Origin of the sequence: Rhizobium sp. S163, assembly GCF_030380805.1 — a bacterium.
GTDB lineage: Bacteria > Pseudomonadota > Alphaproteobacteria > Rhizobiales > Rhizobiaceae > Rhizobium.
This window is the reverse complement of sequence record NZ_JAUDSA010000034.1, coordinates 34,180-50,179: the sequence shown is the minus strand read 5'-3', so window position 1 is coordinate 50,179 and position 16,000 is coordinate 34,180. Positions and strand designations below refer to the sequence as shown.

Here is a 16,000-nt window from a genome sequence, read left to right as displayed (position 1 = left end):
TTTCCTCACACTCCGCGGATGCCCTGCAAATTCGCCTGCATGGCCCGTATCGTATCCAAGGTAGTTCTCAGATCGCGTTCGGGAATACCTGCGATCACCTGGGCACGCACGCTGACGGCGATGTCGTCGATCTCGCCGGCGACGACCTTGCCTGTCTCGGTAATATAGATCTCCTTGGCGCGGCGATCGGAGCCTGCGACACGGCGCTCGACGAACCCCTGCCCTTCCATCGCGTCCAGGATACGGACCAATGTCGGCGTTTCCAGCTCCAGCCGATCGGCAAGCTCCCGCTGGTTGATGCCGTCCTTCTTGTTCAGCGTGAAAAACACCCGCGCCCGCGGCAGCGTCATGTTCCGTTCCCGGACGATCTTGTCGAAAACCGCTCTAAGCTTCCGGTTGAAAGCCGCCAAATCTTCAATCAACTCTCGTCCGAGAGGCGCATTTGTCATATTTATCAGTCCATTTAATTAGCGTGCTTATTATTTGTTTTATACCTACAGTCATTTTCCGCGTTTTTCAAGCGGTGATGACGAGAGTCTCAATGCACACTCCCCTATCAATGCCTAAAATACCACGAACGCGTTGATTCGCGTGAGTCGCTTTGTACCGTGTCCGGAAGGCTACACCGCCGGTATTTTCGCGTGATGGCAAGATGCGCTGTGGAGAAGTCGAACAACGTGCCAAAGCCAAAGCGTTTTGGCCGCTCGCCATGTTCAGCACTTGATTTTGCCGTTGGTGAATTGCAAACCCGAAGCTGAATAAGACAGAACGGATCAAGATGAACGACGCCGCCCGAAAGATCGCCGCTGTTGCCCAGCCGGAGCAGCACTACCGCGAAGCACCCAACAACATCGAGGCCGAGCAGGCGCTTCTCGGCGCGATCCTGATGAACAACGACGCCTATTACCGGGTGTCGGACTTCCTCAAGCCGCCGCATCTTTACGAGCCGCTCCACCGCAAGATCTTCGAGGTTGCGGGCGATATCATCCGCATGGGCAAGATCGCCAATCCCGTGACGATCAAGACCTTCCTGAAGGCCGACGAGAAGGTCGGCGACATGACGGTCTCCGAGTACCTCGCCCGTCTGGCGCGCGAAGCCGTGACCATCATCAATGCCGAGGACTACGGCCGCGCGATCTACGATCTGGCGCTGCGCCGGGCGCTGATCACCATCGGCGAGGACGTCGTCAACATCGCCTATGACGCGCCGCTCGACATGCCGCCACAGGCGCAGATCGAAGACACCGAGCGCCGCCTGTTCGAGCTTGCCGAAAACGGGCGCTACGACGGTGGCTTCCAGGCGTTCAACGACGCGGTAGCGCTGGCGATCGACATGGCGGCTGTCGCCAAGGAGCGCGATGGCGGCCTTTCCGGTATCTCGACCGGCATCATGTCGCTCGACGGCAAGATGGGCGGCCTGCAGCGGTCCGACTTGATCGTGCTTGCCGGACGCCCGGGCATGGGCAAGACCTCGCTTGCGACCAACATCGCCTACAACATCGCCGCCGCCTATGAAGGCGAAGTGCAGTCCGACGGCAGCATGAAGGCGAAGCAAGGCGGCGTCGTCGGCTTCTACTCGCTCGAAATGTCGTCCGAACAGCTGGCCACCCGTATCATCTCCGAGCAGACCGAGGTTTCCTCGTCGAAAATCCGCCGCGGCGACATCAACGACGCCGATTTCGAAAAGCTCGTCGCCTGCTCGATGATGATGCAGAAAGTGCCGCTCTATATCGACCAGACCGGTGGCATCTCGATCGCCCAGCTATCCGCCCGCGCGCGCCGCCTTAAGCGCCAGCGCGGCCTCGATTGCCTCGTGGTGGACTACATCCAGCTGATGACGGGCGCCGGCAAGGGCGACAACCGCGTGCAGGAAATCACCCAGATCACGACGGGCCTCAAGGCACTCGGCAAGGAACTGAACGTGCCGATCATCGCGCTGTCGCAGCTGTCGCGTCAGGTCGAAAGCCGCGAGGACAAGCGCCCGCAGCTCTCCGACCTTCGTGAATCGGGCTCGATCGAGCAGGACGCCGACGTCGTGCTCTTCGTGTTCCGCGAGGAGTATTACGTCAAGAACCTCGAGCCGCGCGACATCCACGATCCGAAATATCCGGAGTGGGAAGCGCTGTTCGACAAGGTGAAGGGCACCGCCGACGTCATCATCGCCAAGCAGCGCCACGGACCGACCGGCACTGTCAAGCTCGCCTTCCAGTCGGAGTTCACCCGCTTCGCCGATCTGGCCGAGCCGAGCTTCACGCATTACGAAGAGCAGTAAGGGCTGAGCACGCGCCCGACTGGTCTTCCACTCATCACACTTGCTCTCTAAACTGGCCGGAGATTGCATCTGCCGGCCAACTTTCTTGATGTGAACCATGACCGATTTTGCCGACGACTACGAAGAAGAAGACCGTTTTGCCTCTGCCGGATTGCGCCTGACGGTGGATCTTGCCGCGCTGACCGACAATTGGCGTGACATGGCGCGGCGTTCCGGCAAGGCGCGCACCGCAGCCGTGGTCAAGGCCGACGCTTACGGTACCGGGATGGAGGACGCCGGAGAGGCGCTTTATCTGGCGGGCGCGCGGGATTTCTTCGTGGCGACCGTCGATGAAGGCGTAACGCTTAGGCTATATGCTCCCGACGCCCGTATCTTCGTGCTCGCAGGCATCTGGCCGGGGACCGAGCGGCGCTTTTTCGAGAACGATCTCGTGCCGGTCATATCGTCCGAGGAACAGCTTGCCTTCTGGATGGCGGTGCTGGCCGAGTATGGCGACTACCCTTGCGCGCTGCATGTCGATACCGGCTTCAACCGGCTGGGCCTCGATATGAACGAGGCGATCGCGCTCGCCGACGACGTGTCGCGTCCGGCGAGTTTCGCGCCCGTGCTGGTCATGAGCCACCTTGCCTGCGGCGACGACCCGAACTCGGCGATGAACCGGCAACAGCTTGAATCATTCCGCAAGGTTAGCGCCGCCTATGAAGGTATCGATTCAAGCCTTTCGGCCTCCGCCGGCATCTTCCTCGGCAGCGATTATCACTTCGACCTGACGCGCCCCGGCATCGCTCTCTATGGCGGCGAGGCGGTCAACGGCATGGCCAATCCGATGCGCCCGGTGGTCACGGCGGAGGCGCGTGTCATTCAGGTGCGTGATGCCAAGGCCGGCCTAGGCGTCGGCTATGGCCGCGCGCTGGAACTTACCCGCGACAGCCGGCTCGCCATCGTCTCGGCCGGCTACGCCGACGGCTATCTGCGCAGCCAGTCCAGCGGCGGTGTCCCCCTGCGCCAAGTGGCGCCGCAGGGCGGTCATGGCTTTATTGCCGGACGCAAGGTGCCGATTGCCGGGCGGGTGACCATGGACATGACCATCTTCGACGTCACTGACCTGCCCGAAAACGCGGTGAGCGCCGGCGATTATGTCGAGCTCTTCGGGAAGAACATCTCGGTGGACGAGGTCGCGCGCGCGGCCGGCACGATCGGCTACGAAGTGCTGACCAGCATGGGGTTGCGCCATGAGCGGCGGTATCTGAGCGAGGACGACGGCTAGGGCTTGGAATCCCTGCCTGCGCCTCTTGGAAGCCGGAAATCTTCGTGCTAAAAGAGAACAAAAGGAGATCGAAATGACCGAGATCCATCTCAGCGAGCAAGACCTCACCTTCATCGAGGAGCAGATAGCAGACGGACGATACCGAAACGCCGAAGACGTTATTGCGGCCGGGTTGAGACTGCTTGGCAGCGAAGAAGGCGAGATACAGGAACTGCGCCATCTGATCCAACAGGGCATCGATGACATCGATGCCGGACGCGCCGTCACATTCGAAAACGCCGAAGATCTGACAAAGCACATTCTCATGATGGCGGAGGAACGGAAGAATGCGGCCGCGTCAGCTGAAAATGTCGTTCGAGGCGCTGGACGATCTTCTCGGCATGTATAAGTCCGCGCGACTTCATTCCCGGGTTGCGGGCTTTCCCTTATCGTAATCGCTGTATCTATTTCTTCATTGATGATGAGACGCTTTCCGTCGTGCGCGTGCTGCATGGACGGCAGAAGATCGAGCTCTCACATTTCCTGCGTTTTTATCAGACAGAACAAGAAGACTGATCCTTCCTCATGGCAAAAGCAAGAACACAATTCATCTGTCAGGGCTGCGGCACCATCCACAGCCGCTGGGCCGGCAAATGCGAGGGTTGCGGCGCGTGGAACACCATCGTCGAGGAAGACCCGATGGGCGGGATCGGCGGCGGGCCGGCGAAGACGCCGAAGAAAGGCCGTCCGGTGGCGCTGACCGCGCTGTCGGGCGAGATCGAGGAAGCGCCGCGCATCCATACCGGCATTTCCGAGCTTGACCGGGCGCTGGGCGGCGGCTTCGTGCGCGGTTCGGCGGTGCTGATCGGCGGTGATCCCGGCATCGGCAAGTCGACGCTGCTCATGCAGGGAGCGGCGGCGCTTTCGCGGCGCGGGCACCGGATCATCTATGTCTCGGGCGAAGAGGCCGTTGCGCAGGTGCGGCTCAGGGCGCAGCGTCTTGGGGCAGCGGATACGGATGTGCTGCTCGCGGCGGAGACCAATGTCGAGGACATCCTGGCGACGCTCGCCGAAGGCAAGCGGCCCGATCTCGTCATCATCGATTCCATTCAGACGCTGTGGAGCGATCTGGCCGAATCCGCGCCGGGCACGGTAACACAGGTGCGCACCGGTGTGCAGGCGATGATCAAGTTCGCCAAGCAGACGGGTGCCGCCATGGTGCTCGTCGGCCACGTCACCAAGGACGGGCAGATCGCCGGTCCGCGCGTGGTCGAGCACATGGTCGATGCCGTTCTCTACTTCGAGGGCGACCGGGGTCACCACTATCGCATCCTGCGCACGGTCAAAAATCGCTTCGGGCCAACCGACGAGATCGGCGTGTTCGAGATGTCGGACAAGGGCCTGCGCGAAGTGGCGAACCCGTCCGAGCTCTTCCTCGGCGAGCGCAACGAGAAATCGCCGGGAGCCGCCGTCTTCGCCGGCATCGAGGGCACGCGGCCGATCCTCGTCGAAGTGCAGGCGCTGGTGGCGCCGACATCGCTCGGCACGCCGCGACGGGCGATCGTGGGCTGGGATTCGGCGCGACTGTCGATGATCCTTGCAGTGCTCGAAGCGCATTGCGGGGTCAAACTCGGTCAACACGACGTCTATCTCAACATCGCCGGCGGCTACAGGATTTCAGAGCCGGCAGCGGATGTGGCGGTCGCTTCGGCGCTGGTTTCGTCGCTTGCTGGTATTGCCCTTCCCGCCGATTGTGTCTATTTCGGCGAAGTCAGCCTGTCGGGCGCCGTCCGGCCGGTTGCGCACACGAACCAGCGCCTCAAAGAAGCCGAGAAGCTCGGATTTTCTGCAGCGCTGCTTCCATCGGGGTCCGCCGAACTGCCAAAGGGCACGGGCGGGCGCTGGAGCGAGATCGAAAGCCTGCCGGATCTGGTCGCCCGGATCGCCGGCTCGAAGGGCGCTTTGAGACGTGTGGAAGAAGAGGTTTGATCCTTTCATCGCCGCAACAGGTGATGATATAGGATGCACGCAATGAGGCGCGACTGAGCTGCGAATTGGCGGCCGTCCTGGAGTTGGATTTATATGCCCATTACGATTTTCGACGGTATTGTCATCGGCGTCGTGCTTTTTTCCGCCGTGCTCGCCATGGTGCGCGGCTTCTCCCGCGAAGTGCTCTCGATCGCAAGCTGGGGCGGCTCGGCTGCCGCAGCCTATTATTTCTACCCCTATCTCGTGCCCTACGCCAAGAAGTACACCGACGATGACCGCATCGCGCTCGTCGGCTCGGCCGCGGTCGTGTTCCTGATCGCGCTGATCGTCATTTCCTTCATCACCATGAAGATTGCCGATTTCATCATCGACAGCCGTATCGGCGCGCTCGATCGTACTTTGGGCTTCCTGTTTGGCGCGGCAAGAGGCATACTTCTGCTCGTCGTCGCCACCGCTTTCTGGAACTGGCTCGTCGATGTCGATCACCGCCCGAACTGGGTGAACAACGCCAAGTCCAAGCCGTTCCTGGATTCGATGGTGACGAAGCTGCAGTCGGTTCTGCCTGCTGAATTCGCCCAGGTGATCCGCGCGAGCGTGATGGAGAAACTACAGCCGCAGGGCGGCAATGCGGAAGGCGACAATGCGCCGGCTTCCGATCAGGCGCCGGCCGAGGATGCCGCGCCCGCCCCGGCCAATGGTGCACAGCAGCCGTCTAATTGAACGCAGTGTTCAACAGCTTGACCCAGCCTGTGGCAGTTGCCATTTGAGGGGGACGCGAATAAAGGTCCGGCCGGGCACACGCTCCGCCGGGCTTACGCCGTTTTCGGAAGTGCCATACCATTCTTGTGAGAGCAAAGGCCCGCAGCAATGAACCAGTCCCATTCCTCCACGCTCAACGACGAACTCGATGGCGATACGCTGCATGAGGAATGCGGTGTCTTCGGCGTTCTCGGCCATCCCGATGGCGCAACGCTGACAGCGCTCGGGCTGCATGCCCTGCAGCATCGTGGACAGGAGGCGGCCGGTATCGTCACATTCGACGGCAAGCAGTTCCATACCGAAAAGCGCATGGGCCTCGTCGGCGACCACTACACCGATCCGGCAACGCTGGCGAAGCTTCCGGGCTTCATCTCGATCGGCCATACGCGCTACTCCACGACGGGCGAAGTGGCGTTGCGCAACGTGCAGCCGCTGTTTGCCGAACTCGAAGTCGGCGGCATCGCCGTTGCCCATAACGGCAACTTCACCAACGGCCTGACGATGCGGCGCATGCTGATCGCCGATGGCGCCATCTTCCAGGCGACGTCGGACACAGAAGTGGTGCTGCACCTGATCGCCCGCTCCAAGCAGACCTCGTCCTCCGACCGCTTCATCGACGCCATCCGCCAGATGGAAGGCGGCTACTCGATGCTGGCGATGACTCGCACGAAGCTTATCGCCGCGCGCGACCCGATCGGTATCCGCCCGCTTGTCATGGGCGAGCTCGACGGCAAGCCGATCTTCTGTTCCGAGACCTGTGCGCTCGACATCATCGGCGCGAAATATATTCGCGACGTCGAGAACGGCGAAGTCATCATCTGTGAAATCCAGCCCGACGGTTCGATCACCATCGACAGCCGCAAGGCCGACCAGCCGAAGCCGGAACGCCTCTGCCTGTTCGAGTATGTCTACTTCGCTCGTCCCGATTCCATCGTCGGCGGCCGCAGCGTCTACACGGCGCGCAAGAACATGGGCATCAACCTCGCCAAGGAAGCTCCCGTCGAGGCCGACGTCGTCGTGCCGGTGCCGGATGGCGGCACGCCGGCAGCGCTCGGCTTTGCCCAGGCGAGCGGCATTCCGTTCGAATACGGCATCATCCGCAACCACTATGTCGGCCGCACCTTCATCGAGCCGACGCAGCAGATCCGCGCCTTCGGCGTGAAGCTGAAGCATTCCGCCAACCGCGCGATGATCGAAGGCAAGCGCGTCGTGCTCGTCGACGATTCGATCGTTCGCGGCACGACCTCGCTGAAGATCGTGCAGATGATCCGCGATGCCGGCGCCAAGGAAGTGCATATCCGCGTCGCCAGCCCGATGATCTACTTCCCCGATTTCTATGGCATCGACACGCCCGATGCCGACAAGCTGCTCGCCAACCAGTATTCGAGCCTGCAGGCGATGTGCGACTATATCGGCGCGGACTCGCTCGAGTTCCTGTCGATCGACGGCCTCTACCGCGCCGTCGGCGGCGAGAACCGCGATGCGGCCAATCCGCAGTTCACCGACCACTACTTCACCGGTGACTACCCGACCCGCCTTCTCGACAACGACAGCACCAGCAATGTCCGCAAGCTGGCCGTCATGGCGAGCAACGGCTGATCTCGACTGACCTTTCGATCGAGGGGCCGATCGCGCCCCTCGCCTCCCCGCGCATACGGATAAGGCTACAATGAGCGTCAATCTCACCGGCAAGGTCGCACTCGTCACCGGCGCATCGCGCGGGATCGGTTATTTCACCGCACTCGAATTGGCCAAGGCCGGCGCCCATGTCGTCGCCTGCGCACGCACGGTCGGCGGTCTCGAGGATCTCGATGACGCGATCAAGGCTGTCGGCGGCTCGGCGACGCTGGTGCCCTTCGACCTCGCCGACATGAACGCCATCGATGCGCTCGGCGCCTCGATCTTCGAACGCTGGGGCAAGCTCGACATTCTCGTCGCCAATGCCGGCGTGCTCGGGGTGATCTCGCCGATCGGCCATATCGAGGCGAAGGTGTTCGAGAAGGTGATGACCATCAACGTCACGGCGACGTGGCGGCTGATCCGCTCGGTCGATCCGCTGCTGACGCGCTCCGAAGGCGGACGCGCCGTCATTCTGTCTTCCGCCGCCGCCCATCGCTGTCGTCCGTTCTGGGGAGCCTATTCGGCGTCCAAGGCTGCGGTTGAGGCTTTGGCGCGCACCTGGGCTGGCGAAACGCAGAGTACAGCGCTTCGCGTCACCAGCGTCGATCCGGGCGCCACGCGCACCGCAATGCGCGCGCAGGCCGTGCCGGGCGAAGATCCGGAAACGCTGCCGCATCCGTCCGAGGTTGCCAAGGCTATGATGCCGCTTCTCGCTCCCGACTACACCGAGACTGGCAAGCTGTTCATCGTGCGCGAAAACAAGCTCGTCGGCTACCAGATGCCTGGCTAAGCCGTTTCGGCTAGCGCGACGTTTGCGCTGCTGCCTCGAAGAGACCCGATAGGTCGGGCTCGTCCGGGCAGAGCGCGTTGAGATCGACAGGCCCTTGGATGCCGGCAAGGCTGCCGGTGTCGGCGAACTGCCAGATCGACCATATCGAGCAATCGCCCGCCGACGGCTCCTCCGCTATGCTGCGTAGCCAGAGATGGTGCGCGGGAAACATCTCCTCGTGCCCTTTCAGATATTGATCGAAGAAGGGCTGATCGACGTAGAAGATCGGCTTGCCGGGATAGGCGCCGTTCAACTCATCAAAGAATGCCTGGAGCTCGGCGCTCAGTTCCTCGCGTGTCGGCACCTTGCCGCAATTGCCGGTGAATTCGAGATCGATGGCGAGCGGCAGCGTTCCCTGTTCTAAGGGGACCGTCGCCAGCACGTTCTGCGCCTGCTCGCGACCCGGGCGGCAGAAGGTGAAGAAGTGGTAGGCGCCCCTGACGATGCCGGCATCCTTCGCCGCCTGCCAGTTCTCGGCAAAGCGGGTATCGCGGTGATCCCCGCCTTCCGTCGCTTTCATGATCGCAAAACGGACATTCGGCTGCGTCGCCAGAGCGTTCCAGTCGATCGCGCCCTGATGGTGGCTGATATCGATGCCCTGGATCGGATAATCGGTGAGCGAGGGAGATGAGAAAGGGGCCATGGCGCGATCGTATGCCAGATAGGCGGCTGAAGCGACAGCCAGAAGGATGGCGGCAAGCAATGCCTGACATATTCGCTTCAATGGTGGCTCCGCTTTGCCCTTCGTTGTTGCCTGATATAGGGCGGACTTGAGCGATGTCGTGACCGCCCGGCCCTTCGCTTGCGCTCCGGGCGTTCGACGCTGCAATCGATTCGCCGGATCGATTGCTCGGGCTCAGCCCGACCGCGTCTCACCCCCCTTGACCAATGCCCGAAGCCGGGCCATAAAACCCGCCATGAAGACGGTTACCTGCATCATCTGCCGGAAGATTATTCGCTAGCGCGCTCGCTGGCCTGGCCGTTTTCGTCTCCCAATACGCCAAGATGACAAACGCCCCGGCCCGCCGGTCGCGATACGTTGTTTTTCGGATTATGGCATTTTGGGAGAATAGACATGGACGGCCAGTCGCGATCGAAGACGCCGGAACTCAAGCTGTACAACACGCTCACGCGCGAACGGACGGTTTTCGCACCGATCGACGCCGACAACGTGCGCATGTATGTCTGCGGCCCGACCGTCTATGACTTCGCCCATATCGGCAATGCCCGCCCCGTCATCGTCTTCGACGTTCTCTTCCGGCTGCTGAAGCATGTCTATGGCGACGATCACGTCACCTATGCGCGCAACATCACCGACGTCGACGACAAGATCAACGCACGGGCGCTGCGCGATCATCCGAGCCTCTCACTCAACGACGCGATCCATGCCGTGACCGAGAAGACGGCGCGGCAGTTCCACGAGGATGTAGCCGCACTCGGCTGCCTTGAGCCATCGGTGGAGCCGCGCGCGACAGATAACATTGCGCAGATGATCGAGATCATCGGGCGGCTGATTGCGCGTGGCCACGCCTATGAGGCCGAGGGCGAGGTGTTGTTCGACACCAAGTCGATGGCCGATTACGGGCAACTTTCGAAGCGGCCGCTCGACGAACAGCAGGCGGGAGCCCGCATCGCGGTCGACGCGCACAAGAAGAACCCCGGCGACTTCGTTCTCTGGAAGGCCTCCAGCGACAGCGAGCCCGGCTGGGAAAGCCCCTGGGGCCGCGGCCGTCCGGGCTGGCACATCGAGTGCTCGGCAATGAGCCAGCGCTACCTCGGCGACGTCTTCGATATCCATGGCGGCGGGCTCGACCTGATCTTCCCGCACCATGAAAACGAGATCGCCCAGTCGCGCTGCGCGCATGGCACCGAGGTGATGGCGAATGTGTGGATGCACAACGGCTTCGTGCAGGTCGAAGGCCGCAAGATGTCGAAGTCGGAAGGCAACTTCATCACCATCAACGAATTGCTGGCGACGGAGAAATTCGGTGGTCGCAAGTGGCCGGGCGCGGTGCTGCGCCTTGCCATGCTGATGACGCACTACCGCGAGCCGATCGATTTCTCGGTCAAGCGTCTGGAAGAGGCTGAACGCCTGCTGGCAAAGTGGCCGGCGGCGGAAGCCGCCGATGCCGCCCCTTCCGAGGCGGTCCTCGGCGCGCTCCGCGACGATCTCAACACGGTCGCGGCCGTGCAGGCGCTGCATGCGCTGGCACAGGAAGCCAACGCCGACAAATCGCTGCTGCCGGCCTACGCCGCCAGCGCCGCCCTGCTCGGTCTTCTGCCTGAAATGGCGGAGATCGACGAGGCGGTGGCGATCGAGATCGACCGGCGCGTAAAGGCGCGGCTGGAACTGCTGAAGGCCAAGAACTTCGCCGAAGCCGACAAGATCCGCGACACGCTGCTGGCCGAGGGCGTGCAGCTGAAGGACGGCAAGGATGCGGCAACCGGCGAGCGGGTGACGACGTGGGAGGTGAAGCGGTAGCCATGGTCAGCGCTGCGGCTCGCGATACCCCCCTCTGCCCTGCCGGGCATCTCCCCCACAAGGGGGGAGATCGGCTGGGCGTGGCCGCATCGCTCCCTTACCAGCGTTTCAAATCCATGCAACGTTGCGTGGGGCAGCGCCATCGCTACTATCCGATCTCCCCCCTTGTGGGGGAGATGTCCGGCAGGACAGAGGGGGGTAACACGCCCGCTGCGCTAACGAAGGAGCATGCAATGACCCATGCCCCCGTTCCCCCGCGTCGCCGCGCCAATGCCAAGCGCATGCGCAAGGCCCTGACCGAAGCAGAACTCAAACTTGGGAACGAACTGCGCGCCCATCGGCTGATGGGTCTCGGCTTTCGCAGACAGGTCCCGGTCGCCGGCTTCATCGTCGATTTCGCCTGCCCCCAGCATCGGCTGATCGTCGAGATCGATGGCTCGCAGCACGCGCGCGAGCCGAATGCTGTCTATGACGAAGCAAGGACCCGTCGCCTCGAGGCCGATAACTGGACAGTCCTGCGCTTCTGGAACGACGACGTCCTGCGCGATATCGACAATGTCTGCCTGCATATCCTGACAATCATAGGAAGGCACAGCTGATGACCTCAACCTACACCGGCGGCTGCCAGTGCGGCGCGATCCGTTTCCGGGTCCGGGGGACGCTCAAGGACTCCTCGATCTGTCATTGCCGCATGTGTCAGAAGGCATTCGGCGCCTATTATGCGCCGCTGGTATCGGTGCGTGGCGCGGAGCTTGAATGGACGCGGGGCGAGCGGAAGCGGTTTCAGTCGTCCAACGTCGTCGAGCGCGGCTTCTGCGCCGATTGCGGTACGCCGCTCACCTATGAGGCGCCGGATGGGATCGCGATTGCTGCCGGTGCCTTCGACGATCCCTCGGCGCTGCCGCCCGTTATCCAGTTCGGCACCGAGCGCAAGATCGATTTCGTCGACCACCTGCACGAACTGCCGGCCCGTGTGACCGAGGACGATGCCGAGGCGGCACCCTTCGTGCTCGATCTCGTTTCCTACCAACACCCCGACCACGACACCGCAACCTGGCCCGAGGGAACGCGTCCGTGACGACAACAGCGGCGATGAGTGGAGGATGCCAGTGCGGCGCGGTTCGATATCACGCGGCAGGCGAACTCGGCTATCCGCATCTGTGCCATTGCCGCATGTGCCAGAAGGCGTCCGGCAACTACTTCATGCCGCTGGCGGCCGCGAAACGATCCGAGTTTACACTGACGCGCGGGGAGCCGGCGTGGTTCCAATCCTCTGGCCTCGTGCGGCGCGGCTTTTGCGCGGCCTGCGGGACGCCGCTGTTCTACGACATACCCGAGGCTGACTTCGTCAACCTCGTTCTCGGCACGCTCGACGATCCGCAGGCGGTCAAGCCGGTGGCGCAATCGAATACCGGGCGCAAGATGCGTTGGTTTCATGACCTCGACAATTTGCCCATCGAACCCGACGAAGAGACGCCCGATCGCGAAAATGCGATTGCCGCGAGCAATCATCAACATCCCGACCACGACACGGCCGAATGGCCATCTGGAGCATCATCATGAGCGAACCCATCCGAACCGGCGGATGCCAATGCGGCGCAGTGCGTTTTCGTATCTCGGGCAAGCTCGGGCGACCGTCGATCTGCCATTGCCGCATGTGCCAGAAGCAGTTCGGCGGGTTCTTCTCGGCGCTGGTGACGACGCCGGAGGAAGGCATGGAGTGGACGCGTGGGGCGCCGAGCTATTTCCAGTCTTCCGTCAACATCGAGCGCGGCTTCTGCAAGGATTGCGGCACGCCGATGATCTACCGGCATCCCGGCGGGCTCGAGCTTGCGATCGGCACCTTCGACGACCGCAGCGATCTCGCGCCGCAGGTCCAGGTGAACTACGAGGCGCGCATCCCCTGGGTCGAGACGATCTTCGACCAGCCGGTTCATACCGACCCCGATTTCTACGCGCGGCAGGAGGCGATCATCTCCTTCCAGCATCCCGATCACGATACCAATATCTGGCCAGCCCAAGGCGTGAAAATATGACCGAAGTTCTGAGAACGCTCTATCCCGAAATCGAACCCTATGCATCGGGCCATCTCGATGTCGGCGATGGGCATGTGATCTATTGGGAACGCTCGGGCACGCCGGGCGCGAAGCCGGCAGTCTTCCTGCATGGCGGTCCCGGCGGCGGCATCGCGCCGAGCCATCGCCGGTTGTTCGATCCCGCGCTCTACGACGTGACGCTGTTCGACCAGCGCGGCTGCGGCCGCTCTACGCCGCATGCCGATCTCAACGCCAACACCACCTGGTATCTCGTTGCCGACATAGAGCGGCTGCGCGAGATGGCGGGCGCCGAGAAATGGCAGGTCTTCGGCGGCTCCTGGGGATCGACGCTGGCGCTCGCCTATGCAGAGAAGTATCCGGAGCGCGTATCGGAGCTGATCGTGCGCGGGATCTACACGCTGACGAAGGCCGAGCTCGACTGGTACTATCAGTTCGGCGTCTCCGAGATGTTTCCGGACAAATGGGAGCGCTTCATCGCGCCGATTCCTGAGAACGAGCGGCATGAGATGATGCACGCCTATCATCGCCGGTTGACCCATGAGGACAAGGCGGTGCGGCTCGAAGCCGCCAAGGCCTGGAGCATCTGGGAAGGCGAGACGATCACGCTGATGCCGGAGCCTTCTACCAGCGGCAAGTTCGAGGACGCCGAGTTCGCCTATGCCTTCGCGCGCATCGAGAACCACTTCTTCGTCAATGCCGGCTGGATGGAGGAAGGCCAGCTTCTGCGCGACGCGCACAAGCTAAAGGACATTCCCGGCCTCATCGTCCACGGCCGATACGACATGCCCTGCCCGGCCAAATATGCCTGGGCGCTGCACAAGGCCTGGCCGAAGGCGGATTTCCACCTGATCGAGGGTGCGGGGCATGCCTATTCGGAGCCGGGAATCCTCGACAGGCTGATCCGGGCGACGGATATGTTTGCGGGGAAGTAAGTTCTCCGGAGCGAGTGAGCTGGCGCTGGTGGGTGGACGCCCCCCTCTGCCCTGCCGGGCATCTCCCCCACAGGTGGGGAGATTGGCTGGGCGCACGCGCTCGCCACAAATCGATCTCCCCCCTTGTGGGGGAGATGTCCGGCAGGACACAGGGGGGTGGCCCCACATGAAAGCATTCGAGGCCTGGGAGGCTTGGCAATGAAAGACCGTATCTATCTCTTCGACACCACGCTGCGCGACGGACAGCAGACGCCGGGCATCGATTTTTCCGTCGAGGACAAGATCGCCATCGCCACCATGCTCGACGAGTTCGGGCTGGATTATATCGAGGGCGGCTATCCGGGTGCGAACCCGACAGATACGGCGTTCTTCAACGAGAAGCGCACCCGCAACGCTTCCTTCGTCGCCTTCGGGATGACCAAGCGCGCCGGCGTTTCGGCTTCCAACGATCCGGGGCTCACCAGCCTGTTGCAGGCGAAGAGCGATGCGGTCTGTCTGGTCGCCAAGAGCTGGGACTATCACGTCAAGGTGGCACTCGGCTGTTCCAACGAAGAGAACCTCGAGAGCATCTCGGAGAGCGTCAAGGCCGTGGTCGCGGCGGGCAAGGAGGCGATGGTCGATTGTGAGCATTTCTTCGACGGCTACAAGGCCAATCCTCAGTATGCGATGGCCTGCGCCAGGGCGGCCCATGATGCCGGCGCGCGGTGGGTCGTGCTTTGCGACACCAATGGCGGCACGCAGCCGCCCGAAATCCGCGAGATCGTCGAGGCGGTGATCGCATCGGGCGTTCCCGGTCACTGTCTTGGCATCCATGCGCATAACGACACCGGCCAGGCGGTCGCCAATTCGCTTGCCGCCGTCGAGGCCGGCGTGCGGCAAATCCAGGGCACGCTCAACGGCATCGGCGAGCGCTGCGGCAATGCCAATCTGGTGACGCTGATCCCGACGCTGGCGCTGAAGGAGACTTACTCTTCACGCTTCACGACCGCCATCGACCCTGATCGTCTCCTCAACCTGACGCGGCTGTCGCATGCCTTCGACGAGCTTCTGAACCGTTCGCCCGATCACCAGATGCCCTATGTGGGCGCCTCCGCCTTCGCGACAAAGGCCGGCATCCATGCCTCGGCGCTTCTGAAAGACCCGCGGACTTACGAGCATGTGACGCCCGAGAGCGTCGGTAACTTCCGCAAGGTCATGGTGTCGGACCAGGGTGGCAAGGCGAACTTCATCAACGCGCTGAAGCGGCGCGGTATCGAGGTGGGCAAGGACGATCCGAAGCTCGACCGGCTGATCTCGCTGGTGAAGGAGCGCGAAGCATCCGGCTATGCCTATGAGGGTGCGGATGCCAGCTTCGAGTTGTTGGCACGGCGCACGCTCGGCACAATCCCCGAGTTCTTTTCGGTCGAGGGCTTCAGGGTGATGGTCGAGCGCCGCTTCGATTCGCACGGCAAGGTGAAGATCGTTTCCGAGGCCGTCGTGAAGCTCAGCGTCGATGGCCAGACAATCATGTCCGTGGCGGAGGGCGATGGCCCAGTCAACGCGCTCGACCTCGCGCTGCGCAAGGATTTCGGCAAGTACCAGCACGAGATCGACGATCTGGTTCTGGCCGACTTCAAGGTGCGTATCCTCAATGGCGGCACGGAAGCGATCACCCGCGTGCTCATCGAATCCACCGACAGCGACGGCGTGCGGTGGTGGACGGTCGGCGTGTCGGAGAACATCATCGACGCTTCGTTCCAGGCGCTGATGGATTCGGTCATCTACAAGCTGATGAAGAACCGGCAGCTGGCGGGAAAGATCGCGGCGGAATAGGA

The 16,000-nt window shown here is 62.5% G+C and carries 16 protein-coding genes; 14 read left to right on the top strand and 2 right to left on the bottom strand.

Going from position 1 to position 16,000, the window contains the following annotated elements; all coding sequences use genetic code 11:
• Positions 1 to 5: 5 nt before the first annotated feature.
• Positions 6 to 449, bottom strand: coding sequence for a MarR family winged helix-turn-helix transcriptional regulator (locus QTL96_RS23635; RefSeq protein ID WP_026283054.1), 444 nt, complete (start codon positions 447 to 449; stop codon positions 6 to 8).
• Positions 450 to 778: 329 nt separating this feature from the next.
• Between QTL96_RS23635 and QTL96_RS23630 the strand changes: the two genes are divergently transcribed.
• From QTL96_RS23630 to QTL96_RS23600, 7 genes are all read left to right on the top strand, one after another.
• On the top strand, positions 779 to 2,272 hold the full coding sequence (locus tag QTL96_RS23630; RefSeq protein WP_018898765.1) for a replicative DNA helicase: 1,494 nt from the start codon (positions 779 to 781) through the stop codon (positions 2,270 to 2,272).
• 97 nt (positions 2,273 to 2,369) lie between these two features.
• Positions 2,370 to 3,539: an alanine racemase gene (gene alr / locus QTL96_RS23625; RefSeq protein ID WP_289729428.1), complete on the top strand. Its 1,170-nt coding sequence runs from the start codon at positions 2,370 to 2,372 to the stop codon at positions 3,537 to 3,539.
• A gap of 73 nt (positions 3,540 to 3,612) precedes the next feature.
• Positions 3,613 to 3,927, top strand: coding sequence for a type II toxin-antitoxin system ParD family antitoxin (locus QTL96_RS23620; protein WP_289729427.1), 315 nt, complete (start codon positions 3,613 to 3,615; stop codon positions 3,925 to 3,927).
• Between the two features lie 176 nt (positions 3,928 to 4,103).
• A complete protein-coding gene (gene radA, locus QTL96_RS23615; protein ID WP_018898771.1) occupies positions 4,104 to 5,507 on the top strand; it encodes a DNA repair protein RadA in 1,404 nt (467 codons plus the stop codon).
• Positions 5,508 to 5,600: 93 nt separating this feature from the next.
• Complete coding sequence (locus QTL96_RS23610) at positions 5,601 to 6,227, top strand: CvpA family protein (RefSeq protein WP_018898772.1); 627 nt, start codon at positions 5,601 to 5,603, stop codon at positions 6,225 to 6,227.
• 147 nt (positions 6,228 to 6,374) lie between these two features.
• Positions 6,375 to 7,865, top strand: a complete 1,491-nt coding sequence (gene purF, locus QTL96_RS23605) for an amidophosphoribosyltransferase (protein WP_289729426.1) — start codon at positions 6,375 to 6,377, stop codon at positions 7,863 to 7,865.
• Positions 7,866 to 7,935: 70 nt separating this feature from the next.
• On the top strand, positions 7,936 to 8,676 hold the full coding sequence (locus QTL96_RS23600) for an SDR family NAD(P)-dependent oxidoreductase (RefSeq protein ID WP_047513388.1): 741 nt from the start codon (positions 7,936 to 7,938) through the stop codon (positions 8,674 to 8,676).
• Between the two features lie 10 nt (positions 8,677 to 8,686).
• On the opposite strand, the gene QTL96_RS23595 is transcribed toward QTL96_RS23600, so the two are convergent.
• Entirely contained in the window at positions 8,687 to 9,439 is a 753-nt protein-coding gene (locus tag QTL96_RS23595; RefSeq protein ID WP_289729425.1) for a GH25 family lysozyme, read from the bottom strand.
• 351 nt (positions 9,440 to 9,790) lie between these two features.
• On the opposite strand from QTL96_RS23595, the gene cysS reads away from it, so the two are divergent.
• The 7 genes from cysS (at position 9,791) to cimA (ending at position 15,998) form a co-directional block, all read left to right on the top strand.
• Positions 9,791 to 11,197 (top strand): cysteine--tRNA ligase, encoded by a 1,407-nt coding sequence (gene cysS / locus QTL96_RS23590; protein WP_289729424.1) that lies wholly within the window; start codon positions 9,791 to 9,793, stop codon positions 11,195 to 11,197.
• A 233-nt stretch (positions 11,198 to 11,430) separates the two neighbouring features.
• The gene (locus QTL96_RS23585; protein WP_289729423.1) at positions 11,431 to 11,796 is read left to right on the top strand and encodes an endonuclease domain-containing protein; all 366 of its coding nucleotides are present in this window, start codon (positions 11,431 to 11,433) and stop codon (positions 11,794 to 11,796) included.
• Positions 11,796 to 12,275 (top strand): GFA family protein, encoded by a 480-nt coding sequence (locus QTL96_RS23580; RefSeq protein WP_289729422.1) that lies wholly within the window; start codon positions 11,796 to 11,798, stop codon positions 12,273 to 12,275. The genes QTL96_RS23585 and QTL96_RS23580 overlap by 1 nt, the downstream gene beginning before the upstream one ends.
• A 14-nt stretch (positions 12,276 to 12,289) precedes the next feature.
• The gene (locus QTL96_RS23575) at positions 12,290 to 12,760 is read left to right on the top strand and encodes a GFA family protein (protein ID WP_289729504.1); all 471 of its coding nucleotides are present in this window, start codon (positions 12,290 to 12,292) and stop codon (positions 12,758 to 12,760) included.
• Complete coding sequence (locus QTL96_RS23570) at positions 12,757 to 13,233, top strand: GFA family protein (RefSeq protein ID WP_018898779.1); 477 nt, start codon at positions 12,757 to 12,759, stop codon at positions 13,231 to 13,233. Before QTL96_RS23575 ends, QTL96_RS23570 begins: the two co-directional genes overlap by 4 nt.
• On the top strand, positions 13,230 to 14,186 hold the full coding sequence (pip, locus tag QTL96_RS23565) for a prolyl aminopeptidase (RefSeq protein ID WP_289729421.1): 957 nt from the start codon (positions 13,230 to 13,232) through the stop codon (positions 14,184 to 14,186). Before QTL96_RS23570 ends, pip begins: the two co-directional genes overlap by 4 nt.
• Before the next feature lie 198 nt (positions 14,187 to 14,384).
• Positions 14,385 to 15,998 (top strand): citramalate synthase, encoded by a 1,614-nt coding sequence (gene cimA / locus QTL96_RS23560; RefSeq protein ID WP_289729420.1) that lies wholly within the window; start codon positions 14,385 to 14,387, stop codon positions 15,996 to 15,998.
• Positions 15,999 to 16,000: the final 2 nt, after the last annotated feature.

Bases quoted from the DNA above. Each gene is read 5' to 3' on its own strand.
- QTL96_RS23635 (WP_026283054.1), bottom strand. From the start codon at position 449: ATGACAAATGCGCCTCTCGGACGAGAGTTGATTGAAGATTTGGCGGCT.
- QTL96_RS23630 (WP_018898765.1), top strand. From the start codon at position 779: ATGAACGACGCCGCCCGAAAGATCGCCGCTGTTGCCCAGCCGGAGCAG.
- alr (WP_289729428.1), top strand. From the start codon at position 2,370: ATGACCGATTTTGCCGACGACTACGAAGAAGAAGACCGTTTTGCCTCT.
- QTL96_RS23620 (WP_289729427.1), top strand. From the start codon at position 3,613: ATGACCGAGATCCATCTCAGCGAGCAAGACCTCACCTTCATCGAGGAG.
- radA (WP_018898771.1), top strand. From the start codon at position 4,104: ATGGCAAAAGCAAGAACACAATTCATCTGTCAGGGCTGCGGCACCATC.
- QTL96_RS23610 (WP_018898772.1), top strand. From the start codon at position 5,601: ATGCCCATTACGATTTTCGACGGTATTGTCATCGGCGTCGTGCTTTTT.
- purF (WP_289729426.1), top strand. From the start codon at position 6,375: ATGAACCAGTCCCATTCCTCCACGCTCAACGACGAACTCGATGGCGAT.
- QTL96_RS23600 (WP_047513388.1), top strand. From the start codon at position 7,936: ATGAGCGTCAATCTCACCGGCAAGGTCGCACTCGTCACCGGCGCATCG.
- cysS (WP_289729424.1), top strand. From the start codon at position 9,791: ATGGACGGCCAGTCGCGATCGAAGACGCCGGAACTCAAGCTGTACAAC.
- QTL96_RS23585 (WP_289729423.1), top strand. From the start codon at position 11,431: ATGACCCATGCCCCCGTTCCCCCGCGTCGCCGCGCCAATGCCAAGCGC.
- QTL96_RS23580 (WP_289729422.1), top strand. From the start codon at position 11,796: ATGACCTCAACCTACACCGGCGGCTGCCAGTGCGGCGCGATCCGTTTC.
- QTL96_RS23575 (WP_289729504.1), top strand. From the start codon at position 12,290: ATGAGTGGAGGATGCCAGTGCGGCGCGGTTCGATATCACGCGGCAGGC.
- QTL96_RS23570 (WP_018898779.1), top strand. From the start codon at position 12,757: ATGAGCGAACCCATCCGAACCGGCGGATGCCAATGCGGCGCAGTGCGT.
- pip (WP_289729421.1), top strand. From the start codon at position 13,230: ATGACCGAAGTTCTGAGAACGCTCTATCCCGAAATCGAACCCTATGCA.
- cimA (WP_289729420.1), top strand. From the start codon at position 14,385: ATGAAAGACCGTATCTATCTCTTCGACACCACGCTGCGCGACGGACAG.